The organism is Paenibacillus sp. WG02 (genome assembly GCF_055396115.1).
This window is the reverse complement of record NZ_AP036016.1, coordinates 2,208,873-2,225,972: the sequence shown is the minus strand read 5'-3', so window position 1 is coordinate 2,225,972 and position 17,100 is coordinate 2,208,873. Positions and strand designations below refer to the sequence as shown.

General features: G+C 42.3%; 12 protein-coding genes. All 12 read right to left on the bottom strand.

The features are described 5' to 3' along the window. Window positions 1-24 precede the first annotated feature (24 nt). Window positions 25-2,130, bottom strand: coding sequence for an alpha-galactosidase (locus ACBP55_RS10335; protein ID WP_464651286.1), 2,106 nt, complete (start codon window positions 2,128-2,130; stop codon window positions 25-27). Window positions 2,131-2,254: 124 nt separating this feature from the next. Next, window positions 2,255-3,805, bottom strand: a complete 1,551-nt coding sequence (locus tag ACBP55_RS10330) for an ABC transporter substrate-binding protein (RefSeq protein WP_464651284.1) — start codon at window positions 3,803-3,805, stop codon at window positions 2,255-2,257. Window positions 3,806-3,874: 69 nt separating this feature from the next. Further along, entirely contained in the window at window positions 3,875-4,768 is an 894-nt protein-coding gene (locus ACBP55_RS10325; protein WP_464651282.1) for a carbohydrate ABC transporter permease, read from the bottom strand. An 11-nt stretch (window positions 4,769-4,779) separates the two neighbouring features. Then, window positions 4,780-5,694 (bottom strand): ABC transporter permease, encoded by a 915-nt coding sequence (locus ACBP55_RS10320; protein ID WP_464651281.1) that lies wholly within the window; start codon window positions 5,692-5,694, stop codon window positions 4,780-4,782. A 206-nt stretch (window positions 5,695-5,900) separates the two neighbouring features. Beyond that, window positions 5,901-8,255 carry a helix-turn-helix domain-containing protein gene (locus ACBP55_RS10315; protein ID WP_464651279.1) on the bottom strand — a complete coding sequence of 785 codons (2,355 nt, stop codon included), beginning with the start codon at window positions 8,253-8,255 and terminating at the stop codon, window positions 5,901-5,903. Window positions 8,256-8,796: 541 nt separating this feature from the next. Further along, complete coding sequence (locus ACBP55_RS10310; RefSeq protein WP_464651277.1) at window positions 8,797-9,303, bottom strand: tyrosine-type recombinase/integrase; 507 nt, start codon at window positions 9,301-9,303, stop codon at window positions 8,797-8,799. 230 nt (window positions 9,304-9,533) lie between these two features. Continuing rightward, window positions 9,534-10,364, bottom strand: a complete 831-nt coding sequence (locus tag ACBP55_RS10305; protein ID WP_464651275.1) for a carbohydrate ABC transporter permease — start codon at window positions 10,362-10,364, stop codon at window positions 9,534-9,536. Continuing rightward, entirely contained in the window at window positions 10,365-11,348 is a 984-nt protein-coding gene (locus ACBP55_RS10300; RefSeq protein WP_464651274.1) for a carbohydrate ABC transporter permease, read from the bottom strand. A 73-nt stretch (window positions 11,349-11,421) separates the two neighbouring features. Continuing rightward, the gene (locus tag ACBP55_RS10295) at window positions 11,422-12,750 is read right to left on the bottom strand and encodes an ABC transporter substrate-binding protein (protein WP_464651272.1); all 1,329 of its coding nucleotides are present in this window, start codon (window positions 12,748-12,750) and stop codon (window positions 11,422-11,424) included. Window positions 12,751-13,016: 266 nt separating this feature from the next. Next, complete coding sequence (locus tag ACBP55_RS10290; RefSeq protein WP_464651270.1) at window positions 13,017-14,348, bottom strand: ABC transporter substrate-binding protein; 1,332 nt, start codon at window positions 14,346-14,348, stop codon at window positions 13,017-13,019. A 2-nt stretch (window positions 14,349-14,350) separates the two neighbouring features. Then, window positions 14,351-16,150: a cache domain-containing sensor histidine kinase gene (locus ACBP55_RS10285; protein ID WP_464651268.1), complete on the bottom strand. Its 1,800-nt coding sequence runs from the start codon at window positions 16,148-16,150 to the stop codon at window positions 14,351-14,353. A gap of 37 nt (window positions 16,151-16,187) precedes the next feature. Next, on the bottom strand, window positions 16,188-16,961 hold the full coding sequence (locus ACBP55_RS10280; RefSeq protein WP_464651266.1) for a response regulator transcription factor: 774 nt from the start codon (window positions 16,959-16,961) through the stop codon (window positions 16,188-16,190). Between the last annotated feature and the right edge of the window lie 139 nt (window positions 16,962-17,100).

Below are 17,100 nucleotides of genomic sequence, written 5' to 3'. Positions count from 1 at the left end.
ATGATCTGTCTCTATCGTTTCTTATTAGGCCTGTACTTGAACCAGTCTGATGATCACGCTGTCATAGTCTCCTGTTAAGTTCAGAAGAATACCTCGCGACATCCAGCCTTGCCCACTGCGAACTTCACCTGTTTCTTCATTTCGATAAAGCAGGAGCGGCTCTAGTCCACGTAATCTAACTGGCAGCGCGTGATGTCTGAAATGCTGTGCATGACGGAACACGAACGCCACCGCTTCCTGCCCATCCTTCCCTACATACATAACAGAAGTAAGATCCGATTGCTCGGGCGGGGAGAGCCGATAGACGAGTCCTTCCTGAACGATGGGCCGAATTGCTTTATACTGCGCGATGTAACCTGCAGCCTCCTCCATCTCCTGTTCGGTCAAATGGTTCAAATCCATACCGATGCCGAGCGATCCCATCATCGCACAATGAAAACGGAACTTTAATGGGATTTGGCGTCCGTTCATGAAGTTCAACGTTTCGGTTACCCAGCACATCATAGACTTCGCATTATACGCGTGCGAGTGCCCCCACTGAATCCGCAGCCGATCGAGCGCATCGGTGTTGTCGCTCGTCCAGAACTGATCGGTATACTGCATGATGCCCATGTCCACACGTCCGCCGCCTCCTGAGCACGCCTCAAACTGTACATGAGGATGCTTTTCCTGCAGACGCCGCCAAATGTCATAAAGAGCGTTCACATGTCTAACCCAGATCTCTCGTTCGCGGCCAGCGGGAGCGTCCGGCCAACCCGGCTCGCTAAAATAGCGATTCATGTCCCATTTGACGAACGAAATCGCATATGTAGACAACAATTCATCGACCGCGTGATAGACAAATGACTGAACATCCTCTCGTGCCAAATTGAGAACAAGCTGATTTCTTCCCTCTGTGCGCGGACGATCCGGGAAGTGATAAACCCAATCGGGATGCTGCCTATAAAGGTCGCTGTTCGGGTTCACCATCTCAGGCTCGACCCAGATACCGAAATCCATGCCAAGTGACGTTACATAGTCAATGAGAGGTTGAAGTCCGTTCGGAAACTTGGTCTTGTTAACGTACCAGTCACCTAAGCCGGCATTATCGTTGGCGCGGCTACCGAACCAGCCGTCATCGATAACGAATCGTTCAATGCCAAGTCTCGCCGCGTTTTCCGCGAGTTGCTTTTGGTTTTCTTCGTTCACGTCAAAGCCTGTCGCTTCCCAAGAGTTATATAAAACTTTTCTAAGCTGATCGCTATTTCGCAGAACATACTTTAGTTGATACCCATGCAGCTTATGGCTCGCATCTCCGAACCCTTTGGCAGTGAAACCGCCCACGCTCTCAGGCGAAACGAATGTTTCTCCAGGCTCAAGCAGCCAGCGAAAATCAAAATCATGAATACCCGCGGCGATTTGCAGCGTTTGATACGGCGTTCGCTCTGCGACAATTTTCCAATGGCCGCTGAAGGCAAGCCCTCCGAAGTACACGGGACCGTTTTCCTCCGTCGTTTCGCCAAAATCGATGGAAAAATACGGATTATTATTATGCCCTGTAATCCCTCTGCGGGCTTCAATTACTTTTTTCCCCTCTTGAAGCATTTCCCGGCGAAGTTGCGTTTCCGCCCCCCAATGACCGGTCAGATAAGAGAGTCGATAAGACGGATAAACGGGAAGATGCCAGATCGCGCTCATGACCTGCTCTATGTTCACAGGCCCATCTCCCTGATTCGTCACTTCCACCTGTCGCTTAATCACATCAAATTCGTCATATATGCGGTAACTTACTCTTACTTGAAGCCGCTTCAGAACATCTTTTAAGACAATTCGCAGGGTATCTCCTTCGATTTCGGCCCCGTCATAAGTGAGCACAAGATCACGCGTACGATCTGCAAACTCAACTTTTAACCCTGGCTCCGCAAAGTTAAGTTTTCCCCAAGGCATCCATTCTTCTCTGCTGTTACCTTCATCCGGTTCCCAAATCCAGGCATGCTCGCTATACGCTCCTGGATATTCGCTCGGCAAGCTCAGTCGCTCGCCCCAGTAAAGGTGCTGAAGCGCCCCGTTCTTGTCAACACCGATTGCATAATCGGCGTGGTTCGTCCGTAAGACCCAAGCTTTTCGTTCAGGTAAGCTGAATATCGACATTCTCTGTCCCTCCAAGTCAGTGAAACAGGCTTTATAAGAAGGGAATGACCCGAATAACAGGCCATTCCCCCTCAACCTTCAATCAGCGCAGATTCATTAAACTTCTTTAGAATTCTTCTAACTTTTATTTACCGTTTGCGGCTTTCCAATCGTCAATTTGCTTTTGAGCATCTGTAGTCAACGCGTCCAAACCGGCTGCTTTCAGTTTAGTAATTAGTTGCGGAATCGTTTTTTCGGGATCCTGCGTACCTGTATAGATAATTGGAAGATACTCATTCATAATGGCATTGATCTGTGCATTCTCTTTCTTCATAGTATCTGCGTTGTACAGGAAGCCAAGAAGCGGTGAAGCTATTGAATCGTTATTCGCCTTTTTCATTTGATCCCACGTATCAGCAGGTTGCCCTTTTTGCACATAGGCATTGAACCAGCTACCAAATTCCCATGCATTTCCAGGATTGTATGCGGAGTCTTTGACAATTTCAACAGTGTTGGCATCTACTTTCGTATAGTGAGTGCCTTCAATTCCATAAACAAACAGATTATAAAGATCTTTATCCGAGAACAATAGATCCAACAGCATCATGGCTCTTTCCGGGTTTTTACTGTTTTTATTAATACCTGTCATAGCGGCAATGACAGCGCCTGTATTAACAAATTGAGGTGCAATTTTCCCCTGAACGACCGGGAATCCTAAGTTAGTACTATTATTAGTTTCACTTCCAGGACCATATCCACCTGTCATCACGGCATATTTGCCAGTCTTCGCTTCAGCACCCCCATCTTTTAACGAAGTGGCATCTTTGCGGATATAACCTTTTTGGTACCAATCTCTAAACATCTTAGCTTGCGCCATAAACTCTGGACTTTCCAGCAAGTCGTATACCTTTAATGATTTATCGGCGGTATGAATGCCAAGTGGATTTACACTGTTCCCTTGCACCTGGTCAACCGTCATACCTGTTTCATTATCGAACAATTCATACATAGCAGGAACTGTGCCTGATGCCATAAAAGGTGTAACGCCCGGCTCGCCTTGTTTCACTTGATCCAAGAAAGGCGTAATGTCGGCAAACTTCTTAATTTTCGATGTATCCAGGGCATACTTGTCAGCAAGGTCTTTTTTAAAGTTTACACCTCTGCCGATAGCATAAATCTGATAGTTTAATACGCCGTACGTTTTCCCATTTACCTTGGCGGCAGGCCAATATTTTGCTGGCACTTGCTCCAAAATATGTTTACCGTATTTTGGAAGCAAATCATCCAGCGGAAGCAAGGCTCCTTTGGATACGTTTTGAGAATAATTGTTTGCCCATGACGATGTGAAAGCAAGGTCGTACGGCTCCCCGGAAGAGACTATGACATTCATTTTTTGATCGTACGCACCCCAATCAATCGTATTGATCGTTAAGGTCGTATTGATTTTTTCTTTTAAAATTTTATTGATCGCATCTGTAACAACTTGCTGATCTTTTTGAGGCGTCCCTACGACGTACCACGTTAAATTAACGGGGGCCAGGTCTTTGGTGTCTGTTTTTGGTGCTTGAGTCGAAGTATTCGGTGAAGCAGAATCCGATTTGGGAGTTTTTGAACCGCAACCAGATAAAGCAGCTGATGCAAGCAAGACTGTAACCAAAAGCAAACCTGACGTTCTTGACAATTTTCTGGTTTTCATTGTTGAACCCTCCTGATTTTTACTTTTATATATTGAATACTGTTTCCAGTATTACAATCACAATGCGTCTCATCCCTTTACGGAACCGACGGAAATACCTCTGATGAAAAATTTATTAATAAATGGGAAGATGAACATCATGGGACCAGCAGCCAGCACGCAAATGGCCATTCTTGCTGACTGATCCGGCATGACGACGCCTTTCAATAAACCCATTGAGGCTGCTACAGAGCTTCTAAGGTAATCCGCATTGGACATAATCCTCCATAACAGGAACTGAAGCGAAACATATTTGCTGTTCTGAATAAACATTAGGCTTAGGTAATAATCATTCCAGTACATGAGCACAATAAATAGCGCCACTGTGACAATACCCGATATCGTCATAGGAACAACGATGCTGAAGAATATTCGGTATTCGCTGGCACCATCTAGCTTGCACGATTCGATAATTGCAGGAGAGATGTCAGACATATATCCTTTCATAATCAATACAAACATGGGTATGACCAGATAAGGAACGAATAATACGAATATCGTATCCGACATGTGCAAAAATTTGGAAATAATAATATACCAAGGAACTAATCCACCGCTGACCAACATGGTCAAGAAAACATAAAATGACGTTTTCTGCGCATATGCATAATCTTTTCGAGACATGGTGTAGGCTAGCATTGTGGTTATGATAGTACTAATTATTGTGCCCACAATACATACAAAGATGGTTACGCCATAAGAAGTCAGAAGCTGATCCGGACTTGCAAAAATAAATCGGTAAGCAGTAAAGTCGATTTTTTGGGGGAGAAGACTATATCCATATTGCATAATGTTCGCATCACTGGATAAAGATACTGAGATCACAAGAATTAATGGAAATATACAGAGCACTGCAAAACCAATCAAGATCAGATGCGATATTACATTGAATACAGGGAATCCTCGTTGAACTGAACTATGCATAGTAACCCACCTTAAAATACTGAATTTTCGGAGTCGAATTTTCGAATAAGCCAATTCACAAAAATAACCAGCACAAGACCGACAACCGATTGATACACGCCTGCAGCCGAAGCCATTCCAACATCACCGAGTGATTTTAATGATCTGAACACATACGTATCGATTACATCTGTTGTGGCATACAGCAACGATGAATCCCTTGGGATCTGATAAAACAAATCAAAATTTCCTACGAAGATTTTCCCGACCTGCGTCATTACCATGATCACGATAAGCGGCTTTAATAACGGGATTGAAATATTTTTTATTTGCTGCCATCTGTTTGCGCCGTCTACCCTTGCCGCTTCGTAGTATTCATCATTAATGCCTAAGAGGCCCGTGTAATAGATGATTGTAAAATATCCGGCGTTCTTCCAAACATAGGTTAATATCAACAATGGAGGCCAATATTTCGCATCGTTATACCAAAGAACCGCTTCCTTCCCAAACATATGGAGTATAGCATTCACAAATCCGTTTTGCATGTCGAACAGAGCCAAGAAAACGTAGCTGACTACGGTAAAAGAAAGAAAATAAGGCAGGAACAAAATCGTTTGGTAAACCTTAACGGAAGTTCGTCTCATTTCATTTAACATCAACGCGAATACGACAGACACGATCAATAAGATAACAATAAAAGCCAAATTGTACCCGACTGTATTTCTGGTGATTCGGAAGGCATCTTGAGTGAACAAATATCTAAAATTTTCAAGACCGACCCATGGGTTCTTCCAGAAACCCAAATCGATTTTATAATTCTTAAAAGGTAACAGTATGCCATATAAGGGCATATAACTAAAAATGAATAAAAACAACACGCCTGGAAAAGATAAAATAAATAGTTGCTTGTTTCTCATGAAAGTTTTGATGAAATGTGATTGCCTCAAATGTACTCACTCCTTGGATGATCGTATTTCCTTCTAGCTAAGCTCTCTCTGTAATCGAATCATAGATCGAATTTACGCGAAAAAACACTGTCCAATTTAAACAATCCGACAAATTAAACATGTAAAATATAATTATTGTTGCATTTCTCACGCAACAGACAAAAGCTCACCGCTTATTCCCAATAGAGGACATAAGCGGTGAGCTTTTAAGATTTCATTATCGTTTTCTTCAGAACATATTCCTTCGGTGTTAACCCATATTTCTTTTTAAAAAGTTTATAAAAATAACTTTCATTTTCCATTCCGATCTTCTCAATGATCTGGACGATGGTGAAATTTGAATGCTCCAGCATCTCTCTTGCCTTCTCCAATCGGACTCCGTTAACATATTCTGCGAGAGAGACCGACAGATTATCTCTAAAAATTTTCCCCAGGTATACGGATGACATTTTTAGATTTTCTGCTATATGCTGCAAGCTTAAACCAGGATCCGAATAACTTTCCTCAACGATTCCTTTGACCGTTTCTATAAGAATGGCATGCTTCTCTATATTTGAATGTCTGACCGTTCCTACTCCATGAGAAAGCAATCGGATAAGCTCGCCATGAATCTCCTCTATCGTTTCGAATTCCATCATTTTAATATTATAAACATTGTAATCGATATTCTGGGGTTGAAGCTTGGACCTATTCATTTCATTGAGCGTATTCAAAATAAAAGTTGTTATATGCATGACAGACAGCATCATATTGTTGAAATTTTGCTCTTTGATTTCATCCAACATACTTAAAATGAACTTCTCGGCATTCTTTATATTTCCAGAATTCATGGCTTCAACCAGCTTTTTATTCAACTGCGGAGAATAATGAACTTGCTCATTTTCGTTATTCTTTTTCACTCTGTCACTTGTAATAATGGACATTCTCCCTAACAAGGTTCGATAGTTGGCATTATACAAGGCAACGCGGTAGCTCCCTTCCAGAGCAACAGCGGATTCCACCATTTCGCCAATGGACACAGTTACGGACAATTTAAAATAATTCATAATCATCTTCTGCGCTTCCGCGATACGCTCGGACAGAATGCGGATAAAGTCGTCCACCTTATCTTGTCCTGTATTCACAATAAGCACAATCTGGTCTTTTTTCATATCCACCGCTTCATTATAAAATTCTGACGCAACCATATCACACATAATATTGGCGATAGCAAACCTGTACAACTCTTGATCTTTATTGCTTTTCATAACAAAATGATTGTATTGATCGATTTTAATGACACATACGGCCAATTTCCCGCCGGAGTCGAACAAAGCGATATTACTCCCTGATGCATTAGCAATATCGTCCTTAGTCACAGAGTTACTGTCCACCAGAAGATTTGTAAGATAATAATTATTAAGGAGCCGATCTTTCTTGTGGTTTTCTTTCAAGTATAGCTCTCTGTATTCATAGTACTTATTGTACATTTGATTTAAAAAGCCGATCTCATCATCTGCCGGATTTACATCGCTTTCTTCATCATCCATCGTATTATTAATCTGTTTTACAAGCTTACCTATAGGAATATATATTTTCCTGGATATCGCAAAGGAAGCAACGAGTGCAATGAGAATGAATAACAAGGTTATAAGCAGTATAATGAATTTAATATTTTCTATATGTTGGAATACCTCTTTATAAGGCTGAACCTTCACCAGTACCCAATCGACACGTTGCAAGTATATAAATGACACATAGCTTTTTTCCCCCTTAAAGTCGACAGAAAAGGAATCGAACGGGGCCCCGGAGTCCGTGATTTTGTCCTTGATGAAGTCTCTAAAAACCAATTGCAGGGAAGCTTTCGTATCATCTTGTATCGGATTCCCAATACTTTCGCCATTGCCGTTCAGGATATAAATACTGCTCTTTGATTTCGGATTCGATGTGTTGATCCTATTGATATTCTCCAGCATCCAATCCGCTTTAATATTCACATAAATGCTGTCTTCCGGCATGTTTTCCTTTCCCAACCAATCATACATCGCATAGGTGAAAACATCATCCGTTGGCTTGGACACAATTGGATAAAGGCTCTCCATCTTTCTGTAAATTGGCTTAAGCACTGGCAGGACCGGGTAAAAGCGAATCATTTCTTCAAGTTGAGGATCGCTGCTGAACAGCCCTTTGTTTGTAGACAAATAGACTTTTGACTTTCCATTATGGATAAAGATTGAATGGATAAATCCGTTATTGCTCATATAGGCTGATCTTAAGTTTTCCAGGGCGGCACTCGCTATGACAATATTGTTGCTGATACTATCCAATTCAAAAATGGATTTGGTGTCACTGCTCATATAGATGGAGTAACATAAATTTTTCACCATTTGATCGAAATTATCTAGATTATAGGCAACTTCTGAAAGCAGCTGCTTATTTAGTTCATAGTTATTTTGGAGTACCGACTTCTTGACACCCAAGTAAATAATCGTTGAAAAAATAATCAGTAGACTCAAAAAGGCCAAGCCAATCCATAGATAAATCTTATGAAAGTATTTGCTTGATCCAAATAACCTCTTCATGTCGATGTTACTCCTTCTGGTTGATATTGGACCTTAATCACATTGTGGTACAGGATTATCCAATCTATACATCAAAAAAAGAATCCGACGGCTTAACAAGCCTACGGATAACCTCGGCAGGGCATATATGATCCTGTGCAGAATCATCAATCTCTCCCCCCTCCTCACAATCATCGTACTGTAACACAAACAGTTTGTCTATCCGCGCTATTGACTTCGTTAATCGGATAACGAGATGTTGGCTATAGGCAGTCCCTTTTCAAAATACTATCATAATATAGAACTCATACAAATAAACACTGTTATATTTAAATAATCCAACAAAATATACATATAAAATTTAATTTTTGTTGCATTATGCAGGAATTTTCACCGAAAATATGCATTTTTTCTTTCAAGGAATTTGATGGGGGGAGCCATTATAGAGGCGACTTAACGTGTGATACCTCATATAAAGGATTTGTCTAAGAATATGCCCCCTATTATTGAAACATATCGGAACGACGGTTAATAAAACATTTTCCTCTGACATTGAGAATGATTACGAGCTAACTCCTATATACTTCAACGTGACCGACGGTGCAGATTGATTAAATAATTCTTTAAGCACGGAAACGTCTTTGGTTGTTTGATAAAAGTGATATCCGTACGTCTTACGTAACGTCTGTGTACCGACTTCGTTTAAACCGGCTTCCTTGGCAGCCTTATTCAAAATTCGATATACATGAATCCGTTTGATTGGAACGCCCGTTCTCTTTGAGCGGAACACATGCTCTTCATCTTCCATGAGTTGAAGATACTGTTGGTAACCCAAATGTAACTCCTCAATCAGCTCAAAACTTTTTTCTTTTCCGGTGTTTTCTTCTTTTACTTGTATAACATTTTTACCCTTTATATCTTTTACTTTTAATTGAAGCAGGTCCTTAAGATGTAAACCCGAATTTATTCCAGTTGTAAAGAGAAGCCAATCTCTGAGTGACCGCTTCAGAAGAATATCTTGGATTTCTTTTATTTTTACCCGATCCCTTATGGGGTTGACCTTTTGCATAACATACACTCCTCCTTTACTTTGTGATACATCTTGCATCAAGTAGATTAGCAAGTGACAGCATGAATTCCAATGTTGAAATTGCGCCTAAAACAAACGTTAACCCCGGCATAAAGGTTGTTCTTATGTCGGGGTTATGGTTTTATGTTCCGAAGGCGTTTGCTAATGGCAGAATTTCAAAGGATTAGCCCTCCTTTTTCCGCTTTGTCTCTTTATGGTCGCTCCGCTATTCAACCTTTAATCGATCCGGCCATAATCCCTTTAACAAAATAACGACTCAAGAAAATATATACCAGCAATGTAGGCAGTGCAGCCAGTAAAGCACCGGCCATTTGGACGTTCCATTGTACAATTTGACTTCCCGAGAGGTTTTGTAGCGCTACCATGATGGGCTGCTGTTTTTGAGTCGTCAACGTCACCGCAAACAAAAATTCGTTCCAGACACTGGTAAACTGCCAGATACCTACGACGACAAACCCGGTAATGGATATCGGAATAATCACATAGCGGTAAATACCAAAAAAACCGGTGCCGTCAATTTTCGCAGCTTCTAACAATTCCATTGGAACTCCTGCGTAGAAGTTGCGAAAAATGAGCGTACAAATCGGCAGCCCATAAACGACGTGAACCAGTATGAGCCCCGGAATCGAATTGTACAAGTCTAGATTTTGGAGGAACCGGATTAAAGGAATCAGAACGCTTTGATAGGGAATAAACATGCCGAAGAGCATACAAGTAAATAGAAAATTGGAGCCACGGAACTGCCATTTGGATAATATATATCCATTCATTGATCCCAGCAAGGAAGAAATCAGCGTCGCCGGAATGGCCAGCATCAGACTGTTTATCAGATTAGGAAACAGCTTTTCCATTGCTATTCGATACCCCGTAAAGTCTAACTTCTCAGGAAGCATCCACATCCGATCCAGTGTAACTTCACTAAATCCTTTGAAGCTCGTAACGAGCAGCACATAAATCGGAGCCAAATAAAAAATTGCTGTTACAATTAAAGCGCAATATAGGAGCGTACGCATGATTCTGGATGATGATGTGCCTGCCATCTACGACTCCCCCTTTCTGGTTTGTGAAACTAAGTAGGGAACAATTAGCAGAGAAACCATGATCAGCATGATCATCGCGATCGCAGCCCCTTGGGCGTAATGATTGCCTCTGAAGGTAGTCTCAAACATATATACACCGGGCATATCCGTTACAAACATGGCGCCGGGACCTGTCATTGCGTAGATCAAATCAAATATTTTCAGAGATACGTGACCCAAAATAATCGTCATACTGATGGTTACGGGTTTCAACATCGGTAATATGATTTGAAAAAAGACTTGACTTTCCGTTGCACCGTCAACCCGCGCCGCTTCTCGCAGTTCCTCCGGGATTGCACGTAATCCGGCCAGATACATGGCCATGGAAAAACCGGACTGCTGCCATACCGCAGCAATAACGACAGCAATAATTGCGAGCGGAAGTCCAAAATCGATTTGCCCCCATGAGACTTGAGGAAGTACGTCTGTACTGATATACCACTTAGGCCCATCCTTAATGCCAAGACTTTTAAGTAGTAAATTAACGCCTGTTGTAGGGTTAAGAATCCATTGCCAAACAACCCCAGTGACCACAAAGGAAAGTGCTAACGGGAACATAAAAATATTGCGGAACAATGCTTCTGCACGAATCTTTTGATCAATAAGCATGGCCAAAATGATACCGATAATCATACAGAATGCAATAAACAGTACGGTAAACATCAAGGTATTTCGAAGGTCCGACTGAAAACGGAAATCACCAAATAAAAACTTGAAATTGGCGAGTCCAGCGAACGAAAGATCTTGTTTAAGCGTATTCCAGTTACTGAGTGAAACGTAACTCGTCCAAGCAATAAAACCGTATACGAAAATGGCTATTGCGATCAGGGAAGGCGCTAGCATTAAAATCGGAACAAGGCTCTCCATTTTCCAAGTTCTTTTTTTTTCATTATTATGAACTTTTGATGCATAATCAGTAGGATTTATTGGTCTGACTGAGTTCATGTCCTCTCCATCCTTCTCCGAATGTAAGGAGGAAGGCTGAAGAATCAGCCCCCAACCTCAATTCTGTTTTATCTTATTTCGAAATGCCGTTTGCCGAAGCAGCTTGCTTGAAAGCTGCAGCCGCTTGATTCACATCACCCTTCGTTACAAAGACTGTGATGGCTTGATTCACTTGCGTCGAGAAGCCTTCGGATGCCGCAGAGCCGTGTGCAAGGCTAGGCGCCAGCTTCGCTTTCTTAAAGTCCTCAATGGTTTGTTTGCCGTAAGCATCGTACTTAGAAACATCCGCATCCACCCGCGCAGGTATGGAGCCTTTTAAAGGATTGAAAGCATCTTGGCCTTGAACAGAGCCCAGCACCTTCAAGAATTCCTTGACCGTATTCGGATCTTTAACGCCTTTAGGTAATGCAAACGTATCGGTAACGACCATGAAGCTGCCTTCGGAATTCGGAGTCGGTGTCCAACCGAATTCTTCGTTTGGCTTTAATTTCAGGTCTGTCGTAAAGTAACCTTTCTCCCAGTCGCCCATGACATTCATGGCAGCCTCGCCTTTGGCGACCAGTTGCGCAGCGTCCTGCCAGTTTCTTGCCGCATGATCTTTATTCGCGTAGGTAAGCATTTTCTTGAAAATCTCCAGCGATTCTTTTACTTTTGGATCGTCAAAACTTACTTTTCCTGTGAACAAGTCCTTGTAGCCGTCTGCCCCCATATTGCCAAGCAGCACGTTCTCAAACAGCATCGTAGCCGCCCATGGCTCTTTGTCACCTAGCGCTAACGGCGTAATACCCTTAGCTTGAAGCGCGTCAGCAACCTTGAAAAATTCGTCAAACGTTTTTGGCGGTTGCAAACCATTCGACTCGAGTAACTTTTTGTTATAGAACGTTACGTTGCCGCGATGGATATTCACAGGCACAGAATAAATTTGGCCACCTTTACTGACTAGATCAATCAAATCCTTCGGAAACTTGTCTTTCCAGCCCTCTTGCTCATACAGATCATTCAGAGGTTGAACTTTATCAGCTGCCACCCAACCGGTATTTAATTCAGCGCCGCCGTGGACCTGGAATGTGCCCGGCGGATCTCCGCCCTGCATACGGCTGGCGAGAACCGCCTTGGCATTCGTACCGGCGCCGCCGGCAACCGCAGCATTGATTACCTCAATATCCGGATTCTTCACCTTGAACAGCTTAATGAGTTCTTTGAGACCCGCTTCTTCGCCTGCACCAGTCCACCAGCTAAAAATTTCGACTTCCTTTTTTGCAGGCTGCTGTGTTGCAACAGGCTTATTATCTGTGCTTGGCTGTTTGGAGGGCTCTGCAGTTTTCGGAGTGCTGCTGCAAGCCGAAAGCAAAAGGCCAGCAACTGTCAAGACAGAGAAAGTTACTTTGAGTGTGTGTTTCATTGGTATTCCCCTTTCCATTTCCATAAAGTTTGTAAACGTTTTTACATCTCTTATTTTAAATAATCTTGCCATGTAAGATAACGTATGAAATCTATCATTTATTCCGTTATGAAGCACAGAAAAACCTAACAAAACTATTAGAATTTTCTATTACCAAAAAATAAGCCTGTGATCCGCAATTCCAATATGGAACAAGCAGACTACAGGCCAAGTATATAATCATCATGATTGCGGCACATGCATGGCCTTATTCCTCTCGTTTACACTCAGTTTCTGACCTTTTCAACCAGATTCCGAAGTTTACTGGCAGCATACAGCAGTGTGCTTCTCGGGTCTTCGTGTAAGGTCAGTATTTTGGCTAACGCATCATTCTCGATTTCGACCATAGCCGGATAATAGGTCAGGGAAGGCTCAGGTTTTGCGGTCTTCATACTTTCCAGAATCAGAGCAAAATCAGGCCTCTTACTGGAAAATGAAGGGTCGGATAAAATGGATCGTCTTGCAGGAACTCCGCCAAATTGGGCGTATATGCTCCCGCCACGCTTTCCAGTGGCAAACTCGATAAATTCCCACGCATCAACTGGATGCTTCGCGTTAGTAGTCAAAGCCAGCATCCAACCGTGCTGAAACGGCGTTCGATTAATGCCTCCTGATTGATCGCGGATTCCCGGAATCAAGGCGATCTTAATTTCGTTTTTGTAAGGAGAATCACTCTGATTAATCATATCGATTGCTGAATTCCAATAGGGTGCTGCCATAGCGATTTCACCCGAAAGAAGTGCATCTCTCGTTCTGGAAAAATCCCATGTAATCATGTCTGAGGGAACTATGTGCTCTTGAACAAGACGATTGAGAAACGAACCTGCCTTCATTGAACTATCCTGGTCAAAAAGTACTTGTCCCGTGTTCTCTTCAATCACATCGCCTCCATAGGTCCAGAGTAATGAGGCGAATATTTTAGATCGTTCCTCAGGTACGACGGCAGGCATTGCCAGCCCCCAGCGAGTTGGCGAGTCTTCATTACGCTGCTTCGTAAATTTCGCCGCCACAGCGTAAAGCTCATCCCAGGTTTCCGGCGGTTTCGAAATTATATCCGATCGATAATAAAGAAAATGCGTGCTGATGTCCGTCGGAAGCGCGAAAGTAGCTCCTTTATACGGATAAGTCGAAAGAAAATCATTCTCATCAAACAATTGACGATCCGTATACCGAGAATCATTAATAAAGGGATCTAGCGGTTGCAGCGCTTTCGCGTCGGCAAACTGCGCGATAGAGCTGTTCGGCAAAAAAACAACGTCGAACGCATTCGTTCCGGCAAAAAGCTGCGTTCCTACCGATGTAAAGTAAACATCGCGACCCAGTTCTATGAATTCCACCTGGATTCCAGATTCCTTCTCAAACACTTTAGCGATTTGGCGCAAGCCTGCTGATTCGGAACCGGTTCGGATAAGTACTTTAACCGTTCGTTTCGCGCCGATCGTCTCAGACGGTTCAATATCTACCCGTTTCATTAACACGACTCCGCTTACTGCCCAGACGATCAGAAGCATGAAAGAAACGAAAGAAACATAAACAATTCGGTTCAGCCTTAATTTCATAGTCAGACCTCCATCGCTTTCGCTGCGAACAGATCTTGGTGAGGCAAAGTAACGATAACCACGGTTCCATCTATTGTATTGATAGAAAACTGCAATCCGTATTCTTTGCCAAACGCAAGTTGAATGCGTTGCTGAACATTACGCAAGCCAACATGTTCACTAGCGTGATCAGCTTTTAATAATTGCTTAACATGTTCTAGATCCAATCTCCCCCCTGTGTTCGCAATAGAGATGCACACCTTGTCACCGATTTTACACGCTACGATCGAAATCGTCCCCTTCTCACTCGACTTTGAGATTCCGTGTTCAATGGCGTTTTCAACCAACGGCTGCAAAATTAGCGGCATAATCATATTATTGCGAATCGTTTCCTCTATCGAAAGTTGATAGCTGAATTTATCCTGGTATCGATACGATTGAATGATCAAATAATTTTGAATATGTTCCATTTCCTGTTGAAGCGATATCCATTCTCTGCCTGAGTTCAAGGTGAATCTGAAAAACCTTCCAAGTGCCGTTACCAGCTTACTAACATTCTCTGCTTTATATTTAAGAGACATCCAATACATGGTATCTAATGTGTTATACAAAAAATGAGGATGAATTTGCATTTGCAACGCTTTTAACAAAGCCTCCCGCTTCTCTTGCTCTTGAACTTCATTTTGCTCGATAAGCTCGCGTGTACGTAAGATTAATTGATTAAAATTCCTATTTAGAATTCGTATTTCCCGTATGGGACTGTGTTCTTCTACCAAATGATTCAATGAAGCCGATGACATATGACGGGCCAGCTGTATAACCGGTTTAGAGATCGAAGTGGCTAACAAAATAGAAATAATAATGGAGACGAATGCTCCCATTAAAGTCATCAAAAGCAAATAGCTCAGTATCTGTTGATTCGTTCCAATCAATTCATTCATGGGAACGATAGCTGTCATTTTCCAACCGCTAACTTCGGAGCTATTGAAGGCTAACAGCCATTCGTTATCGACAATCTGATATCCATGCTCTTTATTGGTTACGGAAGTTATTGTATCAATAAGCTTGGCGTTATCCATCACTTGCCTTTCTTGTTGGTAAACTCGATCCCCAGAACGATCAGACACATAGATGGCCCCGGTTGCCCCGATCTGAACATTTTGCAAATTCTCTTGGATAAACCTGTCGTTAAATTGTATAAATAAATACCCTTTCAATTTGCCTGAATTACTGTCAATCAAACGGCGAGCCGCTGTAACCGACTCCTTGATTGGCGTATCAAAGCTTTCCTTCGGATGAAAGACTTCCCTCGATTTACTAAACCAATGAAGCTGAAGCGGTTCTTTGTCAATTTGACTGACGATATATTGATAATTTGCAAGATCCAACTGACTCGTTGACCTGAAAGTATTATCTGTAGAAAGGATGTTCATCTCTGGAGTAATAAAATGAACAGCCTGAATATACTCCAGCCTGCCCCTAAACAAATCGGTGTAAAATTTTTCTTTAAAACGTTGACTTGCCTCAAATATTTGATAGGCAGAACTGAATGAGCCGTTAAGAAAATCCAAGTCTGACGATTGATCATAAAGTAAAGACCATGTCAAGCGGTCAATTTCCGCTAAGTTGGCATCCATTGCACGCTGCGTCTGTTCAACGGTTTGAAGGAGTAAATGACTTGTTTGCTTCTGAATAATTTGATTTTCCTTATGATAAGTTATCAAAGCAATAACTAATAAAGGAATCAGCATCAGTGTTAGGAAAGCGCCAAGTAATAGTTTGCGAATAGAAACGGAATGGATTGGTTTTATGATGGCGTACACCTTGCTTTCTGCGTTGGTTTAAAATCGTAACGAACGACTATGAATAGCGTCGACGATAGTCACCCGGTGAGATTCCTTTCAGCTTTTGAAATTTATCATTAAAATGCCGTGCTGTTGAAAATCCGCTCAGCTCTCCAACTTCATATATCTTAAGAACGCTGGTTGTAAGCAATTTGCAAGCATGATCGATTCGCAGGCAACCAATGTAATCCTGAAAGGGCATTCCCATTTCCTTGCGAAAAAGCCTGCTTAAGTAATTTGGCGACATGAAGAGAACATCTGCTACATCCGTTAGTTGCAATTCTTCCGTAAATCGTTCGTGGATGATATCCAAGGCATTTGTAATCTGAAACGATTTGGACACTTCATTTTTGCTAATAGTCAGCTCAGGTTGATTGTGACGGTTGGCTTCAACCCATTGATCCCAATCGCTTTTCACCCCTTGAAGCACCCTTGTCAGATCCTCAACTCCTGCTGGTTTCATTAAGTAATCGATTGCGCCAAGCCGTATGGCCTCTTGGGCGTATTTAAAATCGTCGTAGCCGCTTACAAAAATAACTTTTACGGGATAGGGCTGGGGAAGGGCCGTCAGCTTGGTTGCCAGCTCCAATCCGGACATTTGGGGCATACGGATATCTGAAATGATGATTTGAACATCATGCTTTTCTATATACGCCCATGCATCCAATCCGTTCTCAAAAACTCCAACCAATTGTATGTTCAAAGATGACCAATCCAAGTAATTTTGAATGCCTTCGCGAACCCAAACTTCATCATCAATGACTATCGCTCGGCAAATATCCATGTCCATCGAAATCCCCCTCGTTCCTACACCTAAGTATTTTACACAATCAGAACATTCGCAACCACCATTGTCTCAGGACTGTAATCATGATAGAAAGCAGACCTGTGCGAATACCACAGATCTGCTTAATGATGAAGATAATGAT